Source organism: Pseudomonas thivervalensis (assembly GCF_001269655.1).
In the GTDB taxonomy this organism is placed as follows: Bacteria; Pseudomonadota; Gammaproteobacteria; order Pseudomonadales; family Pseudomonadaceae; genus Aquipseudomonas; species Aquipseudomonas thivervalensis.
The window spans coordinates 473536-499965 of record NZ_LHVE01000007.1; the positions used below are offsets into that span (position 1 = coordinate 473536).

Consider the following 26430-nt stretch of genomic DNA (forward strand, 5'->3'; position numbering starts at 1 on the left):
TTTTCAGCATTTTTATAGAGGCACGGGATTACATGGAAATCGGTCTGCGCGAGTGGCTGATCGTCATCGGCATCATTGTCATTGCCGGTATTCTTTTCGACGGCTGGCGTCGGATGCGCGGCGGCAAGGGGAAACTGAAGTTTCGCCTGGATCGCAGCCTGTCGAACCTGCCCGATGAGGATGACAGCGCCGAACTGCTGGGCCCGCCGCGGGTGCTGGACACCCACAAGGAACCGCAACTGGACGAACACGACTTGCCGTCGATGAGCGCACCTGCTCGTGAACCACGGGAGTCGGGTTCCAAGCGCGGCAAGCGCAACAGCGAGCCGTCCCAGGGTGATTTGAACCTGAACCTCGACCTGGATGGCGGGCCGAGCTTCAACAGTCGCGACGGCGACTTCCCGGACGAAAACAAGGCCCCGAGCGCCGACAAGGACCAGGCCCAGGCTGAAGAAGTGCTGGTGATCAGCGTGATCTGCCGCGACCCGGCCGGCTTCAAGGGTCCGGCGTTGTTGCAGAACATCCTCGAAAGCGGCCTGCGCTTCGGCGAGATGGACATTTTCCACCGTCACGAAAGCATGGCCGGCAACGGCGAGGTGCTGTTCTCCATGGCCAACGCGGTCAAGCCCGGTGTGTTCGACCTCGACGACATCGATCACTTCAGTACCCCGGCGGTGAGCTTCTTCCTCGGTCTGCCAGGCCCACGTCATCCCAAGCAGGCCTTCGACGTGATGGTAGCCGCGGCGCGCAAGCTGTCCCAGGAGCTCAATGGCGAACTGAAGGATGACCAGCGCAGCGTGCTGACCGCCCAGACCATCGAGCACTACCGCCAGCGCATCGTCGAATTCGAGCGCCGGGCACTGACCCAGAAGCGCTGAGGCCAAGGATCGCAGACCCTGTAGGAGCTGCCGAAGGCTGCGATCTTTTGACCTTTCGCTTGGGATTTAAGTGTCTGGGGAAAGATCGCAGCCTCGTTGCACTCGTCAGCTCCTACGCTCCTACAGCTCCATGCGATTGAAATATTGAGAAAATGAGCAGCCCAGGCTGCTCTTTTGCTTTATGAGAGAACACCCATGAACGCCGTCGAAACCCGTATCCTAGAGCTGCGCACCGAGCTGGACCAGCACAACTACCGCTACCACGTCCTCGATGAACCGAGCATCCCGGACGCCGAGTACGACCGCCTGTTCCACGAACTCAAGGCCCTGGAAGAGCAGCACCCGGAACTGGTTACCAGCGATTCCCCGACCCAGCGGGTCGGCAGCGTGGCGCTGTCGGCGTTCAGCCAGGTGCGTCACGAGATCCCGATGCTCAGCCTGGGCAACGCCTTCGACGAAACCACGATGCGCGAATTCGACCGGCGGGTGACCGAAGGTCTCGACCTGCCCATGGGCGACTTGCTGGGCGGCGGCGCGGCGGTGGAATACAGCTGCGAACCGAAGCTCGATGGCCTGGCGGTCAGCCTGTTGTATCAGGACGGCATGCTGGTGCGCGGCGCCACCCGCGGTGACGGCACCACGGGCGAGGACATCAGTGTCAACGTGCGCACTGTGCGCAACATTCCCCTCAAGCTGCAGGGCAGTGGCTGGCCACCGCTATTGGAAGTGCGCGGCGAGGTGTACATGTCCAAGGCCGGCTTCGAGCGTCTCAACGCCACGCAATTGGAGGCGGGCGGCAAGACCTTCGCCAACCCGCGCAACGCGGCGGCCGGCAGCCTGCGTCAGCTCGATTCGAGGATCACGGCCAACCGTCCCCTGGAGTTCTGTTGCTATGGCATTGGCCAGGTGACGTCGGACATCGCCGACACCCACATCGGCAATCTCAAGCAACTCAAGGCCTGGGGCATGCCCGTCAGCCGTGAATTGAAGCTCGCCCACGGCATCGATGAATGCCTGGACTACTACCGTGACATCGGCGAGCGGCGCAACGCGTTGCCCTACGAGATCGACGGTGTGGTGTTCAAGGTCAACAGCATCGCTTCCCAGCGCGAGCTTGGATTCCGTGCCCGGGAACCGCGCTGGGCCATTGCCCATAAGTTTCCCGCCACCGAAGAGCTCACCGAGTTGCTGGACGTCGAGTTCCAGGTCGGCCGTACCGGCGCGGTGACTCCGGTGGCCCGTCTCAAGCCGGTGAAAGTCGCCGGCGTAACCGTGGCCAACGCCACGTTGCACAACATGGACGAAGTGGCGCGCCTGGGCGTGATGATCGGCGACACGGTAATCATCCGCCGTGCCGGGGATGTGATCCCGCAGGTGGTACAGGTCGTCACCGAGCGCCGTCCGGAAAACGCCCGTGCGGTGGAAGTACCCCAGCAGTGTCCGGTCTGCGGCTCCCACGTCGAGCGCACGCAATTGATCAAGCGCAGCAAGGGCCGCGAAACTGTCAGCGAAGGCGCGGTGTACCGCTGCGTCGGTCGCCTGGCCTGTGGCGCGCAGCTCAAGCAGGCGATCATCCATTTCGTCTCGCGTCGGGCCATGGACATCGAAGGCCTGGGCGAGAAGAGCGTCGAGCAACTGGTGGATGAGGGCCTGGTGGGTTCGCCTGCCGACCTGTATGCGCTGACCTTCGAGCAAGTGGTCGACCTGGAAGGCTTCGCCGAACTGTCGAGCAAAAACCTGCTGGCCGCCATCGTCGACAGCAAGCAGCCGAGCCTGGCGCGTTTCATCTATGCCCTGGGCATCCCGGACGTCGGCGAGGAGACCGCCAAGGTCCTGGCCCGCTCCCTCGGTTCGCTGGAGCGCGTACAGGCAGCGTTGCCCCAAGTGCTCACGTACTTGCCCGACGTCGGCCTGGAAGTCGCCCACGAGATCCACAGCTTCTTCGAAGACCCGCATAACTGCCAGGTGATCAAGGATCTGCTGCGCCATGGCCTGGAGATCCAGGACCAAGGCGAACTGGGCGCCGAGTTCTCCGCCAGCACCACCCTGGGCGGCTTTCTCGACAAGCTGCACATTCCTTCGGTGGGGCCGGGCGGGGCGCAGAAGCTGGCAGACAAATTTGGCTCGCTCGAAGCGGTGATGAACGCCGATTGGTTGGACATGCGCCAGGCACTGCCGGAAAAGCAGGCCAATGCCGTACGGGAGTTCTTCGCCATCGCCGCGAACCGTCAGCAGGCAGAGGCCGCGGAACAACAATTGCGCGATTTCGGTATGCACTGGCAGAGCGAGAAGAAGGTCGTCGAAGGCTTGCCCGAAGCAGGGCACACCTGGGTGCTGACCGGTTCGCTGGAGCTGATGAGCCGCGACGTCGCCAAGGACAAGCTGGAGAGCCTGGGGGCGAAGGTCGCCGGTTCCGTGTCGGCGAAAACCCACTGCGTGGTGGCTGGACCGGGGGCAGGCTCGAAACTGACCAAGGCCAACGAGCTGGGGCTTAAAGTGCTCGACGAACAAGCCTTTGTCGATTTCTTGACTGAGCATGGCATCCCGCTCTGAGGGTGCTCGGCTTTTGTGGCGAGGGAGCTTGCTCCCGCTGGGTGGCGCAGCCGCCACAATCGGGGCGACACAATGCTCCTGGTGGACCGCATTAGCCGGTTTTGCGACGGCTGCGCCGCCGAGCGGGAGCAAGCTCCCTCGCCACGGTTGATCGGCGCTATGACGCAGTGCTTTGGAACGATCATGAACCTAAGGTGATCTAGTCTTGCAGGCTCCAGGGAGAGATCGCCATGTACCGCTTCTTCGAACAACTGAGCTCACGCATCGCCGCGCCGTTCCTGGGCGATCGGTCACGTAACAGCAAGGTCTGGCCGTGCCGCTGCGGCCAGTCGTTGTTCTTTCGCAACAGCCAATGCCTGGCCTGCCTGGCGGCGCTGGGTTATCAGCCCGAGCAGAGCCGACTGACGTCCTTGCAACCCGGCGAGCAATCCGACACCTGGACACTGGATGCCGACCCGCAAGCCGGACTGTTCCGCCGTTGCGCCAACCTCGACACCCCGGCAGCCTGCAATTGGCTGCTGCCGGACAATGGACGCGATACCCTGTGTATCGCCTGTAGCCTGAACCGTACTATTCCCGATCTGTCGATCCCGGAAAACCCCGAACGCTGGCGCAAGGTCGAGACCGCCAAGCGTCGGTTGGTCGCGCAATTGATTACCTTCGGCTTGCCGGTCATCCCGAAGACCGTCGACGAAAACATCGGCCTGGCTTTCGACTTCATCGGCGTCGACCCCGACGGCAAACCGCCGATGACCGGCCATGCCAGCGGGCTGATCACCCTCGACATCAAAGAGGCGGACGATGCCCATCGTGAATACGTGCGCCAGCAGATGCGTGAGCCGTATCGCACCTTGCTCGGGCATTTTCGCCATGAGGTGGGGCACTACTACTGGGACCGGCTGATTGCCAACAGCCACTGGCTCGAGGCTTTTCGCGAACTGTTCGGCGACGAGCGCGCCAGTTATGCCGACGCCCTGGAGCGGCATTACCAGCAAGGCGCGCCGCTGGATTGGCAAACCCGCTACGTCAGCGCCTACGCCACCATGCACCCGTGGGAAGACTGGGCGGAAACCTGGGCCCATTACCTGCATATGATGGACGCGGTGGACACCGCCCTGGGCTTCGGCATGAGTGCCCGGGAAATGGACTTCGACTACCAGCCGTTTCCGCCCGAGACCTTGTACGACGCCGAGCATGCAGGCGGCGCGGCTTTCCTCTCGTTCGTCAACGCCTGGATCGAACTGGCCGGTATGCTCAACGAATTGTCCCGCAGCATGGGTCAGCCGGATTTCTACCCATTCGTCGTACCGGCGGCGGTGATCACCAAACTGCACTTCATCCATCTGGTGATTCAGGAGGAGGGTGGTCGGGCGGATGAGGTGCTGTTGTAGGTCCTGTGGCAGGAGCCTGTATCCATACCGAATGTGCCGACGCCTTCGCGAGCAAGCTCGCTCCCACAGGGGGCGTAGGGTATTCGCTGCTCCGGCGTCCAAGCGCAGATCCCTTGTGGGAGCGAGCTTGCTCGCGATAGCGGCCGGTCAGCCAGCATCCATGCCTGGATGTGCCAACGCTATCGCAGGCAAGCAGAGTTCCTCAGCAAGTGCTTGAACATCTTCAGTTTTTAATCCGACGCGAACGGTTGTAACTTCTTGCCAGATAGGTACAATGGCGCGGCTCGCCGTCAGGCGGGCGTCGTTATGGTGACCCCATCGGTCCCCCCGCAACGATTACCCGTGAACCTGGTCAGATCCGGAAGGAAGCAGCCACAGCGGGAACATTGTGTGCCGGGGTGTGGCTGGTGGGGTTGCCTCCATAACGCCCAAGCCTTCATTCGCAAGGTTTGCCAAATTAAAAATCTCTTTTTGTTTTGCTGATCGGTACCGATCGGTGCTTTCTGCTGTCCAGGTTTTGGTTGGACAGGGCGCAAGTGAGCGTCAAAGTGAAGCCGGGCCTGTCTCGCATGGACGGGCCCGGCTTTCTTTCACATCTGCATCAAGGCTTGGACAAGGCCTGGTCAACCGCTGCAATCAGCTTTCCCAGGTCCTTCGGGGTGGCTTTGTGTATGACACCGAACAGGTACGCCCGCTGTTCGTCCTCATCGGCCATGTCGGCAAAAAAGGCCTTCAGTTGCACATCCAGCACATTGGCAAGCAGGAACAAGGCTTCGACGCTGGGGGTGTAGGTGCCGGTTTCGAAGCGGCTGATGGTTTTAGGGTCAAAACCGGTTTTTTCGCCAAGTTCAGCCTGAGTAAGCCCCGCTACTTTGCGGTAGCGTCTGATGGCCGGACCCAAACTTGAAATTTGCATCGCTTAATTCCCATTTAGAATCAAGAACTTAACGATAGATTTTCGCATTAGGCAACCGCGTGATCCATCACCTTGCTTTGCAAAGTGTGATGTGTTTCGTAGAATCGGCCTTTGGCGCGGGTATTTGGTGACCAGCTTTGCGAAGCTGAGGTGTGTGCAGAGACCGGGCCTTGTGTTTCTTGTCACGATACAAGGCAAGGGCTGAGCCCTCCCTTGGCACCACCGGGCCCGCGCTCCTGCTTCTCTCAAAGTGTTTGAGCCTAGTTGATTTTCGCCTGTCTTGAAGGCGGTGCAACCGCGCGCGACAAATGAGCCTGACTCATGGATGACTGCTTCGATGGATAAGAAGTACCGCAGGGCCGTTGACGCCGCCGCGATTTTTTCCGAGACCGATCTGAGCGGGCGCATTACCTACGTCAACGATCAATTTTGCAGCCTTTTTGGTTACCGACGCGATGAGTTGCTGGGCGCCAACCATCGCCTGCTCAATTCCGGCCAGCACCCTGGCGAGTTCTTCAGCGCCATGTGGCGCACCATTGCCCTGGGCCAGGTCTGGAAAGGGGAAATCTGCAACCGGGCCAAGGACGGCACGCTGCACTGGGTCGACACCACCCTGGTGCCGGTGATCGACGACGAGACCGGCCAGATCGAGCGCTACCTGGCGATTCGCTTCGATGTCAGCGAAAAGCGTCGCCTGCTGCATTCGCTGCAATGGCGGGTCGGTCACGATGTGCTGACCGGGCTGCCGAATCGTACTTATCTGTCGGATCTGCTGGACCAGGCCCTGGAGTTTTCCCGCGCGGAGAACCTGCCCCTGGCGGTGTGCATGCTCGACCTCGATGGCTTCAAGGCGGTCAATGACGGCTATGGTCATGCCAGCGGTGATCGGCTGCTGGTGGAGGTCGCCAGGCGCCTGCGCAGCATCGTGCGTGGCGAGGACGTGGTGGCGCGGCTGGGCGGGGACGAGTTCGTGCTGGTGTTGCGCCATGTGCGCGGGATGGAAGAGCTGCACGCCGCGTTGAACCGGGTGTTGATTGCCGTCTCCATGCCGTATGGCATTGATGGCAAGGACATCAAGGTCTTCGCCAGTATTGGCGTCACATTGTTCCCGTGGGACAACGAAGACGCCGAGACCTTGTTGCGTCACGCCGACCAGGCGATGTACGTGGTCAAGCAAAGCGGCCGCAATCGTTTCCACTTGTTCGATGTGTCTCGGGACAAGGAAGTACGGGCCACTTACCAGACGGTCGAGCGGGTCCGCCAGGCATTGGCCGATAACGAACTGCGGCTGCATTTCCAGCCAAAGGTCAATATGCGTCATGGCACTGTGGTCGGCCTGGAGGCGCTGCTGCGCTGGAAGCATCCGCAACGTGGCCTGGTGCCGCCTCGGGAGTTCCTGCCCCTGGTGGAAGAGACTGACCTGATCGTCGAGATCGGCGAGTGGGTCATGGAACAGGTCTTGATCCAGTTGCAGCAATGGCAGCAAGTGGGGCAGGGCTGGCCGGTGAGCATCAATATCTCGGCGCGGCATTTCCAGCGGGCGGACTTTGTCGAGCGGCTGCGGCAGGTGTTGGAGCGGCATCCGGCGGTGTCGCCACACCTGTTGGATCTGCAGATCGTCGAGTCCGTCGCCGTGGAGAATCTTGCCCACGTCAGCGCCTGCCTCCAGGCATGCCAGGCGTTGGGCGTGGGTTTTTCCCTGGGCGGTTTCGGCACCGGCTATTGCTCGCTCAATGACCTCAAGCACCTGCGCACGCAAACCATCAAGATCGACAAGACTTTCGTTCGCGACATTCTCGATGACCGCGACGACCTGGCGCTGACCGAAGCGGTGATCGGCCTGGCCCGGGCGTTTGGCCGCGAGGTGGTCGCCGAGGGGCTGGACAGCCTGGAGCATGGCCAGTTGCTATTGAGCCTGGGTTGCGAGGTGGCACAAGGTTATTTCATCGCCCGGCCCATGCCGCCCGAACAGATACCCGCCTGGGTGCAGGGGTTCATCCCACCTTCGCAATGGCAACAGCGGCCCGGCGATCAGGGCGAGGGCGCCTCGCTCCTGGCTCGCGATGCTTCACTGCGGCCAGTGTAAAGCTGGATGATCGCGTCGATCTCTCCGGACGTCTTCATGTTCAGCAGTGTTCTCAGAATGCGCTGTGCGGGAATGTCCGCATCGTTGCGCACGTAGCAACTCAACTGCTGTTCCTGCAGGACAGCCACCTCATGAAGTTGCCGGTCTGTGGCGTGACGTTGATTGAACCAGTCCAGCGCCCATTGGTTGGTGACCCCATAGCGATAACGCCCGGCCAGCAGTTTCGCCAGCACTTGTTCCTGGCTGCGGGCATCGTCGCGGTGCAGTTGACCGGTGTCGAACAAGGGTTGCAAGGTCGGGTAGCTATAGCCGAGCACTGTGCCGATGGCTTGGTGCGACAGCGTTGCTGGCGTGACCGCCGCCGTCGCGCTGATCGGGGCGACGAGCAGGTCGCGCTGGAAAAACAACGGGATGCTCCACAGGTAATCGCCATTGTTTTTTACCCAATCGGGGCTGACATAGCAGCGCATGTCGATCTCGCCATGTTCCATGGCGCCGTCGAGCCGGGCGCGGGACAGGACGTGGAATTGCGCCGGCCTTCCTACCCGGGTCGCCAGGCTGGTCATGATATCGGGAATGATGCCCTGGGTCGGACGGCCTCGTTCGATCTGCACCATGGGCATCGCCCAGCCGTCGGTAATGGCGAAACGCAAGGGGGCCTCTTCGGCAAGACAACTGGTCCCCAACAACAGCAAAGCCCCCATGGCTGAGCGCATAAACTCTCCCTGACTGTGTAAAACCGCGTCGACAACCGAGCTCCCCAACCAAGCTTAGTCAGATTAGACGAGCACACCGGATGCAATTTCGCCCCTGCTCCGCTAGCATTAGCCGCTTATGTTCCTTCGTTGCGACGGTTTTCGATGAGTTATCAGGTTCTTGCACGTAAATGGCGTCCGCGCTCGTTCCGCGAAATGGTCGGCCAGACCCATGTGCTCAAGGCTCTGATCAATGCCTTGGACAGCCAGCGGCTGCACCATGCCTACCTGTTCACCGGGACCCGTGGCGTGGGCAAGACCACCATCGCGCGGATCATCGCCAAATGCCTGAACTGCGAAACCGGCATCACTTCGACGCCTTGTGGCGAGTGTTCGGTCTGCCGTGAAATCGACGAGGGCCGCTTCGTCGACCTGATCGAGATCGACGCCGCCAGCCGCACCAAGGTCGAAGACACCCGCGAACTGCTCGACAACGTGCAGTACGCCCCGAGCCGTGGGCGCTTCAAGGTCTACCTGATCGACGAAGTGCACATGCTCTCCAGCCATTCCTTCAATGCGCTGCTCAAGACTCTTGAAGAGCCGCCGCCCTACGTCAAGTTCATCCTGGCAACCACCGATCCGCAGAAACTTCCTGCAACGATTCTGTCGCGGTGCCTGCAGTTCTCCCTGAAGAACATGACGCCGGAACGGGTGGTCGAGCACCTGACCCACGTACTGGGCGTCGAGAACGTGCCATTCGAAGACGATGCGCTGTGGCTGCTGGGCCGCGCTGCCGATGGTTCGATGCGCGACGCCATGAGCCTGACCGACCAGGCCATTGCTTTCGGCGAAGGCAAGGTCATGGCCGCCGATGTCCGGGCGATGCTCGGCACCCTCGACCACGGCCAGGTCTATGACGTCCTGCATGCGCTGATCGAAGGCGACGCCAAGGCGCTGCTCGAGGCGGTGCGTCACCTGGCCGAGCAGGGCCCGGACTGGAATGGCGTGCTCTCGGAAATTCTCAACGTGCTGCACCGTGTCGCCATCGCCCAGGCGTTGCCTGAAGGCGTCGACAACGGCCATGGCGACCGTGATCGCGTATTGGCCCTGGCCCAGGCGCTGCCGGCCGAAGACGTGCAGTTCTATTACCAGATGGGCCTGATCGGCCGTCGTGACCTGCCCCTGGCGCCGGATCCGCGAGGTGGCTTCGAAATGGTCCTGCTGCGAATGCTGGCGTTCCGGCCAGCCGACACGGCGGACGCGCCGAGGCAAGCGCTAAAGCCAGTGGGGATCAGCCAGGCCACAGCTGATTCCGCCAAGCCAGTGGCTGCCGCGCCCGTCGTTGCGCCGGCAGCGGTTTCGGCTCCGGCCGCGCAGGCACCTGTCGCTCAACCAACTCCGGCGCCGGCACCTGTCGTCCCGACGCCTGAGCCGGAACCCGAGCCGGTCGTCGAGGCGCAGCCTGAGCCCGTCATCGAAGAAGTCATCGATCTGCCTTGGAACGACCCGGTCGAGCCGGAAGTGGTCCAGCAGCCGGTCTTCGAGCCGGTGTTGGAGACCGTCGCCGAGCCGCCTGAGTTGTCGCCGATGCCGCTGCCGACGCCGGACAGCGTGGTGCCCGATGCGCCGGAGTGGGTCGCCGCGCCAGTGCCCGAGCCGACGGTGGCCGACGTCGATGTCGCCACGCCGGGCATCGACCTGGACGACGAGCCGCCGCTGGACGAGGACTACATCGAGCCGGACATGGATTCGGCCTACAGCTACCTGGACGACCTGGCCAGCGAGCACGCCGCCGAACCGGCCCCGGAGCCCGAGCCGGAGCCGGCGGCGATGCCGGCCACCGGGCTGGCCCTGCAATGGCTGGAACTGTTCCCTAAACTGCCGATCAGTGGCATGACCGGCAGCATCGCCGCCAACTGCACGCTGATCGCCGTGGAAGGCGACCACTGGCTGCTGCACCTGGATCCGGCCCACAGCGCATTGTTCAACGCGACCCAGCAACGTCGCCTCAACGATGCGCTGAACCAGTACCACCAGCGTACCCTGACGTTGACCATCGAGCTGATCAAGCCCGAGCAGGAGACCCCGGCCCAAGCCGCGTCCCGCCGCCGTGCCGACCGTCAGCGCGAGGCCGAGGAATCGATTCACGGCGATCCATTCATCCAGCAGATGATGCAACAGTTCGGCGCTGTGGTCCGTCACGATACTATCGAACCTGTCGAGGCCCCGGTCACCCAGGGCTCATAACTGAAGGCGCCGGGCCGAACGGGCCGGGCGCGTTGTTTATCCAAGTACTTTCGAGGTGATTCCCATGATGAAAGGTGGCATGGCCGGCCTGATGAAGCAGGCGCAGCAGATGCAGGAAAAAATGGCCAAGATGCAGGAAGAACTGGCCAACGCCGAAGTCACCGGCAAGTCCGGCGGCGATATGGTGACCGTGGTCATGACCGGTCGCCACGACATCAAGCGCGTCAGCATCGACCCAAGCGTGGTCGAAGGCCTGAGCGAAGACGACAAGGAAATGCTCGAAGCCTTGTTCGCCGCCGCCGTCAATGACGCGGTGCGCAAGATCGAAGCCAACAGCCAGGACAAGATGTCTGGCATGACGGCTGGCATGCAACTGCCGCCGGGCATGAAACTGCCGTTCTGATTCGCCATCCCGGTCGGGATGGGCTACACACAATGCCAGGCATCGCGCCTGGCATTTTTGTTTCTGTCTCAGATATAGCGGTCGCTGCGGTCCAACTGAACAAACATCGAACGCCGCCCCCTCGGCAATGGTCTGCTCCCTATACGTGCCACTCAACGATCAAGGAGACGCTTCCATGTCACAAGCATCGACCACCAACCAGCGCATCGTCCTGGCCTCGCGTCCCCACGGAGCCCCGAACCCGGACAATTTCCGCCTGGAGCACGTGACGCTACCGGACCTGGCGCAAGGGCAGATCCTGCTCAAGACCTTGTTCCTGTCCCTGGACCCCTACATGCGTGGACGCATGAGTGACGCACCTTCCTACGCCGCTCCGGTGGAAATCGACGAAGTGATGACTGGCGGCGCCGTCAGTCGCGTCGAGCGTTCGACGCATCCGAAATTCCAGGAGGGCGATCTGGTGGTCGGCGCTACGGGATGGCAAACCCACAGCATCAGCGACGGGCGCAACGTCATGCCCATTCCCTCCGGGCTGCCCAGTCCATCGATGGCCCTGGGTGTGTTGGGCATGCCGGGCATGACCGCTTACATGGGGCTGACGGACATTGGCCAGCCCAAGGCAGGGGAAACCTTGGTGGTCGCGGCGGCTTCGGGTGCCGTGGGCTCGGTGGTTGGCCAGGTGGCGAAGATCAAGGGCCTGCGGGTCGTCGGGGTCGCAGGGGGTAGCGAGAAATGCAAGTACGTGGTCGACGAGCTGGGCTTTGATGCCTGTGTCGACCACAAGAGCGCGAATTTTGCCGAGGAACTGGCACGGGCCTGTGACAAGGGCATCGACATCTATTACGAAAACGTCGGCGGCGAGGTCTTCGATGCCGTCGTGCCGTTGCTCAACGCCAAGGCGCGGATCCCGCTCTGTGGCCTGATCGCGTCCTACAACGATCATCAAACGCCGAGCGGTCCGGATCGCTTGCCGCAACTGCAGCGCACCTTGCTGACCAAGCGCGTGCGGATCCAGGGGTTTATTGTGTTTGACGACTACGGTGATCGTCAGCCGGAGTTCGTCAGTGCCATGGCTCCGTGGGTGCGCGACGGCAAGGTCAAGTTCCGCGAGGACGTGGTCGACGGCCTGGAAAATGCGCCACAGGCGTTTATCGGCCTGTTGGAAGGGCGCAACTTCGGCAAGTTGGTGGTGCGGGTCGCCCAGGATTGAGTATTTGACGCTAATCGGAGGCGCGGGTATAAACCGCGTCTCGTTGTTATGTCGGACATTTCCTCCATGAGCTTCAGCCCTTTGATTCGCCAACTGATCGATGCCCTGCGAACGTTGCCGGGTGTGGGTCAGAAAACTGCCCAGCGCATGGCGTTGCAATTGCTCGAGCGTGATCGCAGCGGCGGTTCCCGCCTGGCCCAGGCCTTGAGTCAGGCCATGGAAGGCGTGGGGCATTGCCGTTTATGCCGCACCCTCACCGAAGACGACCTCTGCCCGCAATGTGCCGATCCGCGTCGGGACGACAGCCTGCTCTGCGTGGTGGAAGGGCCGATGGACGTGTATGCCGTGGAGCAGACCGGTTTCCGTGGCCGTTATTTCGTGCTCAAGGGCCATTTATCCCCGCTCGACGGTTTGGGGCCCGAAGCCATCGGCATTCCACAGTTGATCGCGCGGATCGAAGAGGCGGGCACGTTTACGGAAGTCATCCTCGCCACGAACCCTACGGTCGAAGGCGAAGCCACCGCCCATTACATCGCCCAGTTGCTAAACAACAAAGGCCTGATCGCCTCTCGCATCGCCCACGGCGTGCCGTTGGGTGGGGAGCTGGAATTGGTGGACGGCGGGACGTTGGCGCACTCGTTTGCGGGGCGCAAGCCGATCGCCTTATAGCCGTCACCCTAACCCCCTGGTGGGAGCGAGCCTGCTCGCGATAGCGCTGCGTCAGCCAGCATTGATGTTGACTGACACACCGCTATCGCGAGCAGGCTCGCTCCCACAGGGGTTGTTCTTTGTTTACGAGGGTTATTTTTCGCTGAGCGAGAACTGCGTCAGGCAGAACGTCGGAATTCCCATGTCTTCCAGGCGCTGGGAGCCAAGCAGTTCCGGCAAATCAATGATCGCCGCGGCTTCGTGGACCTTGGCGCCCATGCGGCGGATCAGGTTGGCGGCGGCGATCAGCGTGCCGCCGGTGGCGATCAGGTCATCGAACATCACCACTGAATCACCCTCGCACAGGCTGTCGGCGTGTACTTCGAGGAAGGCTTCGCCGTATTCGGTCTGGTAACCCTCGGCCAGCACGTCGGCCGGCAGCTTGCCTTGCTTGCGGAACAGGATCAGCGGCTTGTTCAACTGATAGGCCAGGATCGAGCCGATCAGGAAGCCGCGGGCATCCATCGCGCCAATATGGGTGAACTCAGCCTCGACATAGCGGTGGGCAAAGCTGTCCATGACCAGCCGCAAGGCGGTCGGGGATTGGAACAGGGGGGTAATGTCGCGAAAGATCACGCCGGGCTTGGGGAAATCGATCACTGGGCGGATCAGGGATTTGATGTCGAAGGAGTCAAAGACCATCGTCGAGGTGTCCTGGCAGGGCTGCAAACGCGGCAGTATAGCGCGGCCAGGCCAATCCCTCAGCCGCGCAGGTTCATCAGCCGTCGATCGAGCCGCCAGCCAGGGCGCAGAGCTGGATCGGGTCGAGAATGTGAATTTCCTTGCCTTCGGCGGCAATCAACTCGTTCTGCTGGAAACGGGTGAACACCCGGGACACGGTTTCCACCGCCAGGCCCAGGTAATTGCCGATTTCGTTGCGCGACATGCTCAGGCGGAACTGGTTGGCCGAGAACCCGCGGGCACGGAAGCGTGCCGAGAGGTTGACCAGGAACGTGGCGATACGCTCGTCGGCGGTTTTTTTCGAGAGCAGCAGCATCATCTGCTGATCGTCACGGATTTCCCGGCTCATGACCCGCATCAACTGGCGGCGCAGTTGTGGCAGCTGTATGGCCAGCTCGTCCAGGCGATCGAAGGGAATTTCGCACACCGAAGTGGTTTCCAGCGCCTGGGCCGAGACCGGATGGGTCTCGGTGTCCATGCCGGACAGGCCCACCAGTTCGCTGGGCAGGTGGAAGCCGGTGAGCTGTTCTTCGCCGCCATCGCTCAAGTTGAAGGTTTTCAAGGCGCCCGAGCGCACGGCATAAACGGAATCGAACGCGTCGCCCTGGCGAAACAGGAATTCACCTTTTTTCAACGGGCGGCCCCGTTTGACGATGTCGTCCAGCGCGTCCATGTCCTCCAGATTCAACGAAAGTGGCAGGCAGAGGGGGGCCAGGCTGCAATCCTTGCAATGGGCCTGGTTGTGGGCGCGCAGTTTGACTGGCTCGGACATTTCTTAAATCCTTGTGGGAAATCACACATAAGGCGTAAGGGTACCCCAGCTCAGGGACTCCGGCCAGTGCGCTTGCCTCGTCAAATTGTCGCGCTCAAATGACGCGGGAGAAGCGTTGGCGATTGTGCCGCTCCAAATAGGCATCGAACACCATACACACAGATCGCACCAGCAGGCGTCCTGCGGGCAGTACCTGGAGGTGGACATCATCCAATTCGATCAGTCCATCCTCGGCCATCGCCTGTAATTGCGGCCACAGCGGCGCGAAGTAACTGCGCAAATCGACATTGAAACGCTGTTCGATGTCAGCGAAGGCCAGGTGGAAATGGCAGATCAATTGCTGGATCACCGCGCGTCGCAACCGATCGTCGGCATTGCAGATCAGTCCGCGACTGGTTGCCAGTTGCCCGTCGGCGAGGGTGTTCTGGTAATGGTTCAGGTCGCTGCTGTTCTGGCAGTACAGATCACCGATCTGGCTGATGGCTGACACCCCGAGGCCGATCAGGTCGCAATGACCATGGGTGGTGTAGCCCTGGAAGTTGCGCTGCAACGTGGCCTCTTCCTGGGCGATGGCCAGCTCGTCGTCGGGCAGGGCGAAGTGGTCCATGCCGACGTAGCGGTAGCCGGCGGCGGTCAGTTGTTCGATGGTGCGTTGCAGCATCGCCAGTTTCTGCTCCGGGTTCGGCAAGTCCTGGCTGTTGATGCGCCGTTGGGGCATGAAGCGTTCCGGCAGGTGGGCATAGTTGAATACCGAGAGCCGGTCCGGTTGCAGGTGGATGACTTCCTCGACGGTGCGGGCGAAATTGTCCGGGGTCTGCTTGGGTAGCCCGTAGATCAGGTCGATGTTGATCGAACGGAACTGCAAGGTCCGGGCAGCCTCGACCACGGCGCGGGTTTCTTCCAGGCTCTGCAGGCGATTGACGGCGCGTTGCACCGCCGGGTCGAGGTCTTGCAGGCCGATGCTGACCCGATTGAACCCCAGTTCACGCAACAGGCCCATGGTCGACCAATCGGCTTCCCGGGGATCGATCTCGATGCCGTAGTCGCCGGAATCGTCGTCCAGCAGGTTCAGGTGCTTGCGCAACGAGGCCATCAGTTGCCGGAGTTCGTCATGGCTGAGGAACGTCGGGGTGCCGCCGCCAAAGTGCAACTGTTCGACGCGCTGGGTGGGGTCCAGGTGGCAGCCGATGAGCTGGATTTCCTGTTCCAGGCGCTGCAGATAGGCGTGGGCGCGGCCGCGGTCCTTGGTAATGACCTTGTTGCAGGCGCAGTAGTAGCAAATGTTCGCGCAGAACGGCACGTGCACATACAGCGACAGTGGTCGCCGGGCCTTGCGGCTGTCACGCAGGGCATGGAGCAGGTCGAAGGTGCCCACCTGGCCGCCGAACTGCGCCGCAGTCGGGTACGAGGTGTAGCGTGGTCCCGCCAGGTCGTAGCGGCGGATCAGGTCTGAGTCCCAACGGATGGCGTCGAGCATGCGGGTGTTCCCCGGATAGGCTGGCATAGGGCGAGTCTAGGGCGATAGGGGCGGGGCGGTTTTGATTTGCGTCAACGGCGCATCGGAGCTGTCGATGATGTTAGTCCAAGCAACTCAAAACTCGTGGCGAGGGAGCTTGCTCCCGCTCGGCTGCGTCCGTAGGAGCTGCGTAGGAGCTGTCGAGTGCAACGAGGCTGCGATCTTTCCCCAGCCACTTGAGTCTCAAGCGAAAGATCAAAAGATCAAAGATCAAAGATCAAAGATCAAAAGATCGCAGGCTTCGCCAGCTCCTACACATCATTAATGCCCCATGAGCCAATGCTGATGCGGTCCTGGCAGTGTCCAGATCCCGAAGACCATCACCAACAACCCGCCGGCCATGCGCACGCTGCGTTTGCGCAGCAGGGCGGTGATGCGTTCGGCGGCCAGGCCGGTGGCGAGCAGCACCGGCCAGGTACCCAGGCCGAAGGCGAGCATCAGCAGCGCACTGTCCAGGGCATTGCCCTGGCTGGCGGACCAGAGCAGGGTGCTGTAGACCAGCCCGCACGGCAGCCAGCCCCACAGGGCGCCGAGCAGCAAGGCCCGGGGCAGGCTCGACACCGGCAGCAAGCGGTTGGCGACGGGCTGGATGTGCCGCCACAAGCCACGCCCCACGCTTTCGATGCGGGTCAGCCCGCTCCACCAACCCGCCAGGTACAGGCCCATGGCGATCAACAGCAAGCCGGCCAATACCCGCATGATCATCGCCGCCGGGCTGTTGGACACGGCCCATCCGGCCAGGCCGATCAACAACCCGGCGGTGGCATAGCTCAGGATCCGCCCCAGGTTGTACGCCAGCAGTAACCAAAAACGGCGGCTGCGCTGTTCCTTGGGAATCGCCAGGGTCAGGGCGCCCATCAGGCCGCCGCACATGCCCAGGCAATGGCCGCCGCCCAACAGGCCAAGGATGACGGCTGAAACCAGCAGCGGTGCCAGGTCAAGCATGGGGCGGGGCCTTGTCGTCCGGCTTGCGGGCCTCGCCACTGGCTTCGTCCACCGCCGCCTTGTGGTTCGGGTCCTGGTCGTCGAACAGAATGCTGTGGGCCGGACCGTCGAGGTCGTCGTACTGCCCGCTGTCCACGGCCCAGAAGAAAATGTACACGGCGACGGCCACGATCAGCAGCGCGGCCGGGATCATCACGTAAAGAGCTGGCATTGTCGGAACTCCATGCCCGCGCGGCTCAGGCCGGCAGCGGGCGGGTATCGGGCGTGGCGGCGAAAACCTGCGCCTTGGGTTGGCGGGTCAACCTCAGGGCATTCAACACCACGGTCAACGAACTGATGGACATGCCGACCGCGGCCCACACCGGCGTGATCCAGCCGAGGGCAGCGAACGGCAACATGAGGCCATTGTACAGCCCTGCCCACACCAGGTTCTCGACGATCACCCGGCGGGTGCGTCGGGCCAGGCTGAAGGCGTGGATCAGGGCCTCGAGGCGGTTGGACAGTAGCACCGCGTCGGCACTGGTCTTGGCCAGGTCGGTGGCCGAGCCCATGGCGACACTGATGTCCGCGGCTGCCAGTACCGGTACGTCGTTCACGCCATCGCCGAGCATCAGCACCTTGCGACCTTGTTGGTGCAGCTGTTGCAACACGGCCAGCTTGTCATCCGGGCGCAGGCCGCCCCGGGCCTCATCGATGCCCAGCTCGGCGGCGACACTGACGACCATCGGTGAGCTGTCGCCCGACAGCAGCAGCGTCCGCCAGCCCCGCGCCTTGCAGGCGGCCAGCAGGGCCGGGGCATCGTCGCGCAAACGGTCATCGAGGACGAACCAGGCCAGTGGTCCGATCTCATCGCCCAGCAACAGCCATTGTCCGGCTTCGTCTGGCATCTGCGGTACGGGAGCGTCACTCAGTTCGCAAACAAAACCGGGCTGGCCGATGCGCAGGCGCTGCTCCGCCACCAGACCTTCGAGCCCCAACCCCGGGGTGCTTTGCACGTGCTCGGCAGCCAATGGCGCACGGCCGAACGCCCGGGCGATGGGGTGTTCCGAGCGGTTTTCGAGGGCGGCGGCCAAGCCCAGGCACTGATCGCTGTCGAGGCCCGCCAATGGCCGAATGGCGCGCAACGCCAGGCGGCCTTCGGTGAGGGTGCCGGTCTTGTCGAAAATGACTGTGTCGATCTGGTTCAGGCCCTCCAGCACATGGCCGCGCGTCAGCAGCAGGCCAAGTTTGTGCAAGGTGCCGGTGGCGGCGGTGAGGGCGGTGGGCGTGGCGAGGGACAACGCGCAGGGGCAGGTGGCGACAAGCATTGCCAATACGATCCAAAAGGCCCGCGAGGCATCCAGCTGCCACCACAACAGGCCGATGGCCGCCGCGGCGACCAGGGAGAACAGCAGGAACCATTGGGCGGCGCGATCAGCGATTTCCGCCAGTCGCGGTTTTTCGGCCTGGGCCCGCTCCAGCAGGCGCACGATCGCCGACAGCCGAGTGTCTTGTCCGAGGGCCAGCACCTCGACGGTCAAGGCGCCTTCGACATTCAGCGTGCCCGCGGTGACCGCATCACCCACGTGCCGAGGTTGTGGCAGGTATTCACCGGTCAGCAGCGATTCGTCGATGCTGGACTGACCCTCGAGGATCTTGCCATCCGCTGGCAGGACCGCCCCGGGATGCACCAACACCCGGTCGCCGGTGCGCAATTCGCTGAGCAGGATGCGTTCACTCTGGCCGTCATTCGACAGGCGCAGGCACGAGGCCGGCAACAGATTGACCAGTTGGGCGGTGGCGGCCGCCGTGCGCTCCCGGGCCCGGCGTTCCAGGTAGCGGCCGGCCAGCAGGAACAGGGCGAACATGCCCACGGCATCGAAGTACAACTCGCCGACACCCGTGATCGACGTCCAGATTCCGGCAATGTAGGCGCTGCCAATGGCCAGGGACACCGACACGTCCATGGTCAGGTGCCGGGTGCGCAGGTCGCGCATGGCGCCTTTGAAGAATGGCGCGCAGCTATAGAACACGATGGGCGTGGTGAGGAACAGGGCGACCCAGCGCAGGATGGTGTGCATCTCCGGGCTCAGGTCGATGTTGAATTCCGGCCAGGTGGCCATGGTTGCCATCATCGCCTGGAACCACAACAGGCCGGCTACGCCCAACTGGCGCAGGGCCAGGCGGTTTTGTGCGGCGAGTTGCTCGCAGGCCTGGTCGGCCTGGTACGGATGGGCGACGTAGCCGATCTGGCGCAACTCGGCGAGCAGCGTGCTCAGCGGCAACTGGGCGTCGGCCCAGCGCACATGCAGGCGATGGTTGGACAGGTTCAATCGCGCCTCGGCCACGGCCGGCAGGCTGCGCAGCTGTTTTTCGATCAGCCAGCCGCAGGCGGCGCAACTGATACCTTCCATCAACAGGGTGGTTTCGGCCAATTCGCCCTCATGACGCACGAACGACTGCTGCACGTCAGGGCGATCATACAGCGCCAGTTCATCGGTCAACTGGACGGGCAGGGTCTCTGGATTGGCCGACGCTTCACTGCGATGCTGGTAATAACTTTCCAGGCCACCGGCGACAATGGCTTCGGCCACCGCCTGGCAGCCCGGGCAGCACAGCTCGCGGGTTTCACCGAGGACAACGGCGGTGAAGCGACTGCCCGGGGGGACGGGCAGGGCGCAGTGGTAGCAGGGCTGTGGAGTGGTCATGGGTATCGCATGAAGGCCTGGCATAGTGGGCTTGCAAGGAGGTACACGAACTGTAGGAGCTGCCGAAGGCTGCGATCTTTCCCCTGGCACTTGAGTCTCAAGCGAAAGATCAAAAAAAAAGATCGCAGCCTTCGGCAGCTCCTACAGGGCTGTGAGCAGCTTATTTTTTCAGGTCCTCAGCACCTTGCAGCGGCTCATCACCAAGCAGGATGGCCTGGTCGTGGTTGATCTGCTCTTCTTCGAACAGGCGCCAGGTCTTGTCGTTTTCCACCCCCAGCAATTCGACAAAGCGCCGGCCTTCGATCTTGTCCGTCAACTGACCGACGTAGCGCCCCGGTTCGCTATCGTTGCGGGTCAGGACGACCTTGCGGTCCTTCTCCGGCTGGGTTGGCGAGATCAGGCTCAGTTCCAGGGTCTGGGGACGGCTGTCGCCGTTCAGGCGCAGGTTCACTTCGCCGGTCACGTCATCCAATTGCACGTTGGCATGCAGTTGCAGGGTCTGGGCCAGCAATTCGCGCTCCAGCGAGCGGTTGATGCCCTTGCCGGCTTCGTAATAGTTGTCATTGACCAGGTTGTCGGGGTTGTTCACCGCAATGGTCACCATCGTCAGGCTCAGTGTCACCGAGCAGCTCAGGATCGCAATGATGATCCACGGCCAGAGGTGCTTGTACCAAGGGCTGGTGGCGGTTGCTGCAGGCATGTTCATTTCTCTCAACGAGTTTGTGGGCCGATGAACCGGCTCTTGGCTTCGACATGTACGCTTTCGTCATCGGCGTCCTTGAGGATGAACGTCACCTCGTTGGTGCTCGATGGCAATTGTTCCGGTGCGCTGGACAGTTCAACCGGCTGGCTGTAGATCTCGCCGGCCGCGACCTTGATTTCCCGACGGCCTTGCAGCTTGAGGTCAGGCAGGCCGGCAGCGTCCAGGATGTACGTATGGTCGCGTTGGTCCTTGTTCATGATCTTCAGGCTGTAGACGTTCTCGATCCGGCCTTCGGCGTTTTCGCGGTACAGCACGCGGTCCTTGCTGACATCGAAACCCACCAGCGAGCGCATGAAGAACGCTGCCGCCAGCAGGCTGATCATCGTCAGCAACACCAGCGCATAACCGATCAGGCGTGGGCGCAGTTTATGGGTTTTCTGCCCCGAGAGGTTGTGTTCGGTGGTGTAGCTGATCAGGCCGCGTGGATAATCCATCTTGTCCATGATGTTGTCGCAGGCATCGATGCAGGCCGCGCAGCCGATGCACTCGATCTGCAGGCCGTCACGGATGTCGATGCCGGTAGGGCAGACCTGGACGCACATGGTGCAGTCGATGCAGTCCCCAAGGCCCAAGGCCTTGTAGTCGACGCCTTTCTTGCGCGGGCCACGGCTCTCGCCACGACGCGGGTCGTAGGACACGATCAAGGTGTCCTTGTCGAACATCACGCTCTGGAAGCGTGCATAAGGGCACATGTAGATGCACACCTGCTCACGCAGCCAGCCGGCGTTGCCGTAGGTGGCGAGGGTGAAGAAGCCGATCCAGAAATACGACCAGCCATCGGCCTGGCCGGTAAAAAACTCGAACACCAGTTCGCGGATCGGCGTGAAGTAACCGACAAAGGTCACGCCGGTGACGAAGCCGATCAGCAGCCACAGGCTGTGCTTGGCGAACTTGCGCAGGAATTTGTTGGCGCCCATGGGGGCCTTGTCGAGCTTGATGCGCTGGTTGCGGTCGCCTTCGGTGACTTTTTCGCACCACATGAAGATCCAGGTCCACACGCTTTGTGGGCAGGTGTAGCCGCACCACACCCGCCCGGCATAGACCGTGATGAAGAACAGGCCAAACGCGGCAATGATCAGCATCCCCGACAGCAGGATGAAGTCCTGGGGCCAGAAGGTTGCACCAAAAATAAAGAATTTACGCTCTGGCAGGTTCCACCAGACGGCTTGGTGGCCGCCCCAATTCAACCAGACCGTACCGAAATACAGCAGGAACAGGAACGCTCCGCCAACCATCCGCAGGTTACGGAACAGGCCGGTGAAGGCGCGGGTGTAGATTTTTTCCCGAGAGGCGTACAGGTCGACGCTGTTGTTCGCGTCCTTGGCAGGCGGGGTAACGTCATGTACCGGAATCTGGTTACTCATCAATTGCATCCCACGGCAGTGGAAAAGTGCCGGGGCCAGTACGTGCCGACCTCGGTCAGAAAGGGTATTGCAGTGGCGCAATGATACGCCTGTCGCTCTGGCTCAAGGGTGCGACCTTTGGTCGCGTTGGGCGTCTGGGTCGAATGGTGTAGCGGATGTAACAAGTCATGATCCAGATCAATTGACTATAGACAGTCGATGGCGTTGGCGAAACGAAGACCGCGCTCTGAAGGCCGCTCCGCTTTGTGGCGAGGGAGCTTGCTCCCGCTCGGCTGCGCGTAGGAGCTGCCGAAGGCTGCGATCTTTTGATCTTTCGCTCAGGACTCAATTGTCTGGAACAAGATCGCAGCCTCGTTGCACTCGACAGCTCCTACACCGCCACCCAGCGGGAGCAAGCTCCCTCGCCACAAAAGGCCACCTTATGATGGCTGCCGAATATGTATCAGCCAACCCATGGGTTGAGCACCGCCACGCCGCTGCTCTGGAAATCACTCACGTTGCGGGTCACCACGGTCAGGCCATGGACCAGCGCGGTGGCGGCGATCAATGCATCGCACTCATTGCTGCGGTCGGGGACGTGCAGGCGAGCGCAGCGCAGTGCGACGGCGCGGTCGACCGCCAGGATCCTGCCAGCAAAGGCCGGCAGCACATGATTATCCAGCCAGGCCCGCAAGCGGCTCCCTTGCGTCGGGTCCTTGCGTTCGAAGCGCAGCACGCCGGTTTCCAATTCCAGTACGGTAATTGCCGAGACGTACAGGCTGGGAGCGGGAACGCTGCGCGCCCAGGCCTGGACGTGCTTGTCTGCCTGGGATTTGCGCAGTTCGGAAATGACGTTGGTATCGAGTAGAAACATTCAGGAAAGGTCCACCGGGCGGGGCGTGATGACGGCGCGCTCGGTCTCGAAGTCGATGTCCGGCGCATCGGGCATGACCAGCAACTCGACAATGCTGGTGCCGAGGCCGGTCAGTTTCTGGTACTCCTCAATGCTTAGCAGTACATGGGCCGGCTTGCCACGGTCGGTGATGATCACCGGCCCTTCACGGGTGGCTTTTTTGGCACCACTTGTGTCGTGGTTGAATTCACGGCTGGAGAGGGTGGTGATGGACATGGGCGTGCCCTCGTTTTCAGTTTGAATGTAGGCACGTTACTACTGGTATGGAGGGGCCGCAAGCGCAACGGGTTTGCCCAGGTTTTTCTGTCGGTAACAAAAAGGCCCCGCCAATCGGATTGGCGGGGCCTTTCGTGTATCAGCTACTTGTCTTACTGGGCGTCAGCGGCCGGAGCCTTTTCACCGTGAGACAGGCTATAGACATAGGCGGCCAGCAGGTGGACCTTGTCGTTGCCTTGCAGGTCGGCCTGGGCCGGCATCTGGCCCTGGCGACCGTAGCGGATGGTCTGCTGCAGTTGAGCGAAACTCGAACCGTAGATGAAGCCGGCCGGGTGCGTCAGGTCAGGGGCGCCCATGGCGGGCGTGCCTTTGCCGGCAGGACCGTGGCAGGCCACGCAGTTGGCCGCGAACAGTTTCTGGCCGTTGGCCGGATCGGCCTTGGCGCCTTCCGGCAGCTTGCGGCCGTGCAGGCCGGTCACCAAGTAGGAAGCCACGTCGGCCACGCCTTGTTCGCCCACCACTGCAGCCCAGCCCGGCATCACGGCGTGACGGCCGCCCATGATGGTGGTCTTGATGGTTTCCGGCTCACCGCCCCAGCGCCAGTCGGCGTCGGTCAGGTTGGGGAAGCCATAGGCCCCTTTGGCGTCGGAACCGTGGCAGACCGAGCAGTTGGAGGCGAACAGGCGGCCACCCATCTTCAGGGCTTGCGGGTCCTTGGCGACTTCTTCGATCGGCATGGAGGCGAACTTGGCGAAGATGGGACCGAACTTGGCGTCCGAGCGCGCCATTTCCTTTTCCCACTCGTGCACGCCTGTCCAGCCGCTCTGGCCATTGGCGAAGGCGGTCTGCTTTTCGTTGTCCAGGTAGTTATAGCCTGGCAGCAGGCCTTTCCAGTTGCCCAGGCCAGGGTAGAGCACCAGGTAGCCGAGGGCGAACACGATGGTGCCCACGAACAGCATGAACCACCATTTCGGCAGTGGGTTGTCGTACTCCTCGATCCCGTCGAAGGAGTGGCCAACCGTCTCTTCGGTGGCTTCGCTGCGCTGGCCCTTGCGGGTCGACAGCAACAGCCAGGTCAGGGCGAAGATCGTTCCCAGGCTGAGGACTGTGACGTACAGACTCCAGAATGTAGTCATTCTTTGTTACTCCTAGAAGCTTGCTCGACGTGCTTGATGGCTTCGGGATCATCCGCGAACGGCAGCAAGGTCGCGTCGTCAAACTCCGACTTGCGCTTGGGGCTGAACACCCACAGGGCCAGACCGATGAAGGCCACCATCACGACGACGGTGCCCAGGCCGCGAATCATCCCGATATCCATGAAGAATCACCGTTTGCTTTTGATGATGGTGCCCAGGCCTTGCAGATAGGCCACCAGCGCGTCCATTTCAGTCTTGCCCTTGACGGCATCCTTGGCACCGGCGATGTCTTCGTCGGTGTAAGGCACGCCCAAGGCGCGCAGGACTTCCATTTTCTTGGCGGTGTCTTTGCCGTCGAGCTTGTTTTCTACGAGGAACGGGTAGGCCGGCATTTTCGACTCAGGCACGACGTTGCGCGGGTTGTACAAGTGCGCACGCTGCCAGTCGTCGGAGTAGCGGCCGCCAACGCGGGCCAGGTCCGGACCGGTACGCTTGGAACCCCACAGGAACGGGTGGTCCCAGACGCTTTCGCCGGCAACGGAGTAGTGGCCATAGCGTTCGGTCTCGGCACGGAACGGACGGATCATCTGCGAGTGGCAGCCGACACAGCCGTTGGCGATGTAGATGTCGCGGCCTTCCAGTTCAAGGGCGGTACGCGGCTTCATGCCTTCGACCGGCTTGTTGGTCACGTCCTGGAAGAACAACGGAACGATCTGGGTCAGGCCGCCGATGCTCACGGCGATGACCATGAAGAAGGCCAGCAGGCCGATATTCTTCTCTACTGCTTCGTGCTTCATCAGTGAGCTCCAACTACGGCGATCTTGGCGGCGGCTTCAGCTTCAGCCGGGTCAGAGGCACGAACGGTGCGGTACACGTTGTAGGCCATGAACAGCATGCCGCTGGCGAAGAACGCGCCGCCCAGGGCGCGCACGATGAAGCCAGGGTGGCTGGCTTGCAGCGCCTCGACGAACGAGTAGGTCAGGGTGCCGTCGTCGTTGATCGCACGCCACATCAGGCCTTGGGTGATGCCGTTGACCCACATCGAGGCGATGTAGAGCACGGTGCCGATGGTCGCGAGCCAGAAGTGCGCGTTGATCAGGCCGGTGCTGTGCATCTGCGCGCGACCGAACAGTTTCGGGATCATGTGGTAGATGGCGCCGATGGAAATCATCGCGACCCAGCCCAGCGCACCGGCGTGTACGTGGCCGATGGTCCAGTCGGTGTAGTGGCTCAGGGAGTTGACGGTCTTGATGGCCATCATCGGGCCTTCGAAGGTCGACATGCCGTAGAACGCCAGCGAGACGACCAGGAACCGCAGGATCGGGTCGGTGCGCAGCTTATGCCAGGCACCCGACAGGGTCATCATGCCGTTGATCATGCCGCCCCAGCTTGGCGCCAGCAGGATGATCGACATTGCCATGCCCAGGGATTGTGCCCAGTCCGGCAGTGCGGTGTAGTGCAGGTGGTGCGGACCGGCCCAGATGTACAGGGTGATCAGCGCCCAGAAGTGGACGATGGACAGGCGATAGGAATAGATCGGACGCTCGGCCTGTTTTGGCACGAAGTAGTACATCATCCCCAGGAAGCCGGTGGTCAGGAAGAAACCCACGGCGTTGTGGCCGTACCACCACTGGATCATCGCGTCGGTCGCGCCCGAGTAGGCCGAATACGACTTGAAGAAGCTGACCGGCAGGGAGGCGTGGTTGACGATGTGCAGCATGGCGGTCACGACGATGAAGGCACCGTAGAACCAGTTACCAACGTAGATGTGTTTGGTCTTGCGCTTGACGATGGTGCCGAAGAACACCAAACCGTAGGTCACCCAGACGATCGCCAGCAGGATAGCCAGGGGCCATTCCAGTTCCGCGTATTCCTTGGTGGTCGTGAAACCCATTGGCAAGGTCACGATCGCGCCGACGATCACCGCTTGCCAGCCCCAGAAGGTGAAGGCGGCGAGGCTGTCGGAAATCAGTCGCGTTTGGCAGGTTCGCTGCACGACGTAGTAAGAAGTGGCAAACAACGCACAACCACCGAAGGCGAAGATCACCAGGTTGGTGTGCAGCGGGCGCAGGCGTCCAAATGTCGTCCATGGCAGATCGAAGTTCAACTCCGGCCAGACCAGTTGCGAGGCGATGAAGACACCGAGCCCCATGCCAAGGATCCCCCAGACCACCGTCATGATGGCGAACTGGCGGACTACCTTATAGTTATAAGCAGTCGGACTGATTGCTGTGCTCATTCTAAGGTTCCACGGTTTGGGTGTTTTATTAGGATAAAAATCGGTCGCAAGTATGGAGAAAGCGGGGGGTCATTGCAACGCGCCATGACCTGGGTCAATGCTTTCCAACGCTGATTCTGCGGCCTTTCCATG

The 26430-nt window shown here is 62.0% G+C and carries 24 protein-coding genes and 1 other RNA gene; 9 read left to right on the forward strand and 16 right to left on the reverse strand.

Going from position 1 to position 26430, the window contains the following annotated elements:
• The first annotated feature begins 32 nt into the window (after positions 1–32).
• The 4 genes from zipA (at position 33) to ffs (ending at position 5235) form a co-directional block, all read left to right on the forward strand.
• Complete coding sequence (gene zipA / locus AD659_RS09855; RefSeq protein ID WP_053120646.1) at positions 33–878, forward strand: cell division protein ZipA; 846 nt, start codon at positions 33–35, stop codon at positions 876–878.
• A 195-nt stretch (positions 879–1073) separates the two neighbouring features.
• Positions 1074–3431 (forward strand): NAD-dependent DNA ligase LigA, encoded by a 2358-nt coding sequence (ligA, locus tag AD659_RS09860; RefSeq protein ID WP_053120648.1) that lies wholly within the window; start codon positions 1074–1076, stop codon positions 3429–3431.
• Positions 3432–3661: 230 nt separating this feature from the next.
• The gene (locus AD659_RS09865; RefSeq protein ID WP_053120650.1) at positions 3662–4822 is read left to right on the forward strand and encodes a zinc-binding metallopeptidase family protein; all 1161 of its coding nucleotides are present in this window, start codon (positions 3662–3664) and stop codon (positions 4820–4822) included.
• A gap of 316 nt (positions 4823–5138) precedes the next feature.
• Positions 5139–5235: signal recognition particle sRNA small type (gene ffs, locus AD659_RS29180), an RNA gene on the forward strand.
• 188 nt (positions 5236–5423) lie between these two features.
• Here the strand turns inward: ffs and AD659_RS09870 are convergent.
• Positions 5424–5738: a helix-turn-helix domain-containing protein gene (locus AD659_RS09870; protein WP_053120652.1), complete on the reverse strand. Its 315-nt coding sequence runs from the start codon at positions 5736–5738 to the stop codon at positions 5424–5426.
• Between the two features lie 337 nt (positions 5739–6075).
• Between AD659_RS09870 and AD659_RS09875 the strand changes: the two genes are divergently transcribed.
• The gene (locus AD659_RS09875) at positions 6076–7824 is read left to right on the forward strand and encodes a putative bifunctional diguanylate cyclase/phosphodiesterase (RefSeq protein ID WP_053120654.1); all 1749 of its coding nucleotides are present in this window, start codon (positions 6076–6078) and stop codon (positions 7822–7824) included.
• Here the strand turns inward: AD659_RS09875 and AD659_RS09880 are convergent.
• Positions 7770–8540: a substrate-binding periplasmic protein gene (locus AD659_RS09880; protein ID WP_053120656.1), complete on the reverse strand. Its 771-nt coding sequence runs from the start codon at positions 8538–8540 to the stop codon at positions 7770–7772. The genes AD659_RS09875 and AD659_RS09880 overlap by 55 nt on opposite strands.
• A gap of 144 nt (positions 8541–8684) precedes the next feature.
• Here AD659_RS09880 and dnaX point away from each other — a divergent pair, with 144 nt between their 5' ends.
• The 4 genes from dnaX (at position 8685) to recR (ending at position 13048) form a co-directional block, all read left to right on the forward strand.
• The gene (gene dnaX, locus AD659_RS09885) at positions 8685–10766 is read left to right on the forward strand and encodes a DNA polymerase III subunit gamma/tau (RefSeq protein WP_053120657.1); all 2082 of its coding nucleotides are present in this window, start codon (positions 8685–8687) and stop codon (positions 10764–10766) included.
• Between the two features lie 64 nt (positions 10767–10830).
• The gene (locus AD659_RS09890) at positions 10831–11169 is read left to right on the forward strand and encodes a YbaB/EbfC family nucleoid-associated protein (RefSeq protein WP_003183512.1); all 339 of its coding nucleotides are present in this window, start codon (positions 10831–10833) and stop codon (positions 11167–11169) included.
• Between the two features lie 175 nt (positions 11170–11344).
• Positions 11345–12379: an NADP-dependent oxidoreductase gene (locus AD659_RS09895; protein ID WP_053120658.1), complete on the forward strand. Its 1035-nt coding sequence runs from the start codon at positions 11345–11347 to the stop codon at positions 12377–12379.
• A gap of 66 nt (positions 12380–12445) precedes the next feature.
• The gene (gene recR, locus AD659_RS09900) at positions 12446–13048 is read left to right on the forward strand and encodes a recombination mediator RecR (protein WP_003199585.1); all 603 of its coding nucleotides are present in this window, start codon (positions 12446–12448) and stop codon (positions 13046–13048) included.
• A 132-nt stretch (positions 13049–13180) separates the two neighbouring features.
• On the opposite strand, the gene AD659_RS09905 is transcribed toward recR, so the two are convergent.
• The 14 genes from AD659_RS09905 to ccoN form a co-directional block, all read right to left on the reverse strand.
• Positions 13181–13729: an adenine phosphoribosyltransferase gene (locus AD659_RS09905; protein ID WP_003199587.1), complete on the reverse strand. Its 549-nt coding sequence runs from the start codon at positions 13727–13729 to the stop codon at positions 13181–13183.
• A gap of 76 nt (positions 13730–13805) precedes the next feature.
• Positions 13806–14540 (reverse strand): fumarate/nitrate reduction transcriptional regulator Fnr, encoded by a 735-nt coding sequence (fnr, locus tag AD659_RS09910; protein ID WP_053120659.1) that lies wholly within the window; start codon positions 14538–14540, stop codon positions 13806–13808.
• Between the two features lie 94 nt (positions 14541–14634).
• Positions 14635–16017, reverse strand: a complete 1383-nt coding sequence (gene hemN / locus AD659_RS09915) for an oxygen-independent coproporphyrinogen III oxidase (protein ID WP_053120661.1) — start codon at positions 16015–16017, stop codon at positions 14635–14637.
• 300 nt (positions 16018–16317) lie between these two features.
• The gene (locus AD659_RS09920; protein ID WP_053120663.1) at positions 16318–17001 is read right to left on the reverse strand and encodes a sulfite exporter TauE/SafE family protein; all 684 of its coding nucleotides are present in this window, start codon (positions 16999–17001) and stop codon (positions 16318–16320) included.
• The gene (ccoS, locus tag AD659_RS09925) at positions 16994–17212 is read right to left on the reverse strand and encodes a cbb3-type cytochrome oxidase assembly protein CcoS (protein ID WP_053120665.1); all 219 of its coding nucleotides are present in this window, start codon (positions 17210–17212) and stop codon (positions 16994–16996) included. Before ccoS ends, AD659_RS09920 begins: the two co-directional genes overlap by 8 nt.
• A gap of 25 nt (positions 17213–17237) precedes the next feature.
• Entirely contained in the window at positions 17238–19688 is a 2451-nt protein-coding gene (locus AD659_RS09930) for a heavy metal translocating P-type ATPase (protein WP_053120667.1), read from the reverse strand.
• 160 nt (positions 19689–19848) lie between these two features.
• A complete protein-coding gene (locus AD659_RS09935) occupies positions 19849–20388 on the reverse strand; it encodes a FixH family protein (RefSeq protein ID WP_053121357.1) in 540 nt (179 codons plus the stop codon).
• Positions 20389–20399: 11 nt separating this feature from the next.
• Positions 20400–21815 carry a cytochrome c oxidase accessory protein CcoG gene (gene ccoG, locus AD659_RS09940; protein WP_053120669.1) on the reverse strand — a complete coding sequence of 472 codons (1416 nt, stop codon included), beginning with the start codon at positions 21813–21815 and terminating at the stop codon, positions 20400–20402.
• A 442-nt stretch (positions 21816–22257) separates the two neighbouring features.
• Positions 22258–22668, reverse strand: a complete 411-nt coding sequence (locus AD659_RS09945) for a type II toxin-antitoxin system VapC family toxin (RefSeq protein WP_053120671.1) — start codon at positions 22666–22668, stop codon at positions 22258–22260.
• Positions 22669–22923, reverse strand: a complete 255-nt coding sequence (locus tag AD659_RS09950; RefSeq protein ID WP_053120676.1) for a type II toxin-antitoxin system Phd/YefM family antitoxin — start codon at positions 22921–22923, stop codon at positions 22669–22671.
• Between the two features lie 152 nt (positions 22924–23075).
• Positions 23076–24059, reverse strand: coding sequence for a cytochrome-c oxidase, cbb3-type subunit III (gene ccoP, locus AD659_RS09955; protein ID WP_053120678.1), 984 nt, complete (start codon positions 24057–24059; stop codon positions 23076–23078).
• Positions 24056–24241 carry a CcoQ/FixQ family Cbb3-type cytochrome c oxidase assembly chaperone gene (locus AD659_RS09960; RefSeq protein WP_003183474.1) on the reverse strand — a complete coding sequence of 62 codons (186 nt, stop codon included), beginning with the start codon at positions 24239–24241 and terminating at the stop codon, positions 24056–24058. The genes ccoP and AD659_RS09960 overlap by 4 nt, the downstream gene beginning before the upstream one ends.
• A 6-nt stretch (positions 24242–24247) precedes the next feature.
• Entirely contained in the window at positions 24248–24856 is a 609-nt protein-coding gene (gene ccoO, locus AD659_RS09965) for a cytochrome-c oxidase, cbb3-type subunit II (protein ID WP_053120680.1), read from the reverse strand.
• Positions 24856–26298, reverse strand: a complete 1443-nt coding sequence (ccoN, locus tag AD659_RS09970; protein WP_053120682.1) for a cytochrome-c oxidase, cbb3-type subunit I — start codon at positions 26296–26298, stop codon at positions 24856–24858. The genes ccoO and ccoN overlap by 1 nt, the downstream gene beginning before the upstream one ends.
• Positions 26299–26430 lie beyond the last annotated feature (132 nt).

Coding starts and splice junctions, on each gene's coding strand:
- AD659_RS09890 (WP_003183512.1), top strand. CDS start 10,831: ATGATGAAAGGTGGCATGGCCGGCCTGATGAAGCAGGCGCAGCAGATG.
- AD659_RS09865 (WP_053120650.1), top strand. CDS start 3,662: ATGTACCGCTTCTTCGAACAACTGAGCTCACGCATCGCCGCGCCGTTC.
- ligA (WP_053120648.1), top strand. CDS start 1,074: ATGAACGCCGTCGAAACCCGTATCCTAGAGCTGCGCACCGAGCTGGAC.
- zipA (WP_053120646.1), top strand. CDS start 33: ATGGAAATCGGTCTGCGCGAGTGGCTGATCGTCATCGGCATCATTGTC.
- hemN (WP_053120661.1), bottom strand. CDS start 16,017: ATGCTCGACGCCATCCGTTGGGACTCAGACCTGATCCGCCGCTACGAC.
- AD659_RS09945 (WP_053120671.1), bottom strand. CDS start 22,668: ATGTTTCTACTCGATACCAACGTCATTTCCGAACTGCGCAAATCCCAG.
- AD659_RS09895 (WP_053120658.1), top strand. CDS start 11,345: ATGTCACAAGCATCGACCACCAACCAGCGCATCGTCCTGGCCTCGCGT.
- ccoO (WP_053120680.1), bottom strand. CDS start 24,856: ATGAAGCACGAAGCAGTAGAGAAGAATATCGGCCTGCTGGCCTTCTTC.
- ccoG (WP_053120669.1), bottom strand. CDS start 21,815: ATGAGTAACCAGATTCCGGTACATGACGTTACCCCGCCTGCCAAGGAC.
- ccoS (WP_053120665.1), bottom strand. CDS start 17,212: ATGCCAGCTCTTTACGTGATGATCCCGGCCGCGCTGCTGATCGTGGCC.
- fnr (WP_053120659.1), bottom strand. CDS start 14,540: ATGTCCGAGCCAGTCAAACTGCGCGCCCACAACCAGGCCCATTGCAAG.
- AD659_RS09875 (WP_053120654.1), top strand. CDS start 6,076: ATGGATAAGAAGTACCGCAGGGCCGTTGACGCCGCCGCGATTTTTTCC.
- AD659_RS09880 (WP_053120656.1), bottom strand. CDS start 8,540: ATGCGCTCAGCCATGGGGGCTTTGCTGTTGTTGGGGACCAGTTGTCTT.
- AD659_RS09870 (WP_053120652.1), bottom strand. CDS start 5,738: ATGCAAATTTCAAGTTTGGGTCCGGCCATCAGACGCTACCGCAAAGTA.
- AD659_RS09930 (WP_053120667.1), bottom strand. CDS start 19,688: ATGACCACTCCACAGCCCTGCTACCACTGCGCCCTGCCCGTCCCCCCG.
- AD659_RS09950 (WP_053120676.1), bottom strand. CDS start 22,923: ATGTCCATCACCACCCTCTCCAGCCGTGAATTCAACCACGACACAAGT.
- AD659_RS09960 (WP_003183474.1), bottom strand. CDS start 24,241: ATGGATATCGGGATGATTCGCGGCCTGGGCACCGTCGTCGTGATGGTG.
- ccoP (WP_053120678.1), bottom strand. CDS start 24,059: ATGACTACATTCTGGAGTCTGTACGTCACAGTCCTCAGCCTGGGAACG.
- AD659_RS09905 (WP_003199587.1), bottom strand. CDS start 13,729: ATGGTCTTTGACTCCTTCGACATCAAATCCCTGATCCGCCCAGTGATC.
- dnaX (WP_053120657.1), top strand. CDS start 8,685: ATGAGTTATCAGGTTCTTGCACGTAAATGGCGTCCGCGCTCGTTCCGC.
- AD659_RS09920 (WP_053120663.1), bottom strand. CDS start 17,001: ATGCTTGACCTGGCACCGCTGCTGGTTTCAGCCGTCATCCTTGGCCTG.
- recR (WP_003199585.1), top strand. CDS start 12,446: ATGAGCTTCAGCCCTTTGATTCGCCAACTGATCGATGCCCTGCGAACG.
- AD659_RS09935 (WP_053121357.1), bottom strand. CDS start 20,388: ATGCCTGCAGCAACCGCCACCAGCCCTTGGTACAAGCACCTCTGGCCG.
- ccoN (WP_053120682.1), bottom strand. CDS start 26,298: ATGAGCACAGCAATCAGTCCGACTGCTTATAACTATAAGGTAGTCCGC.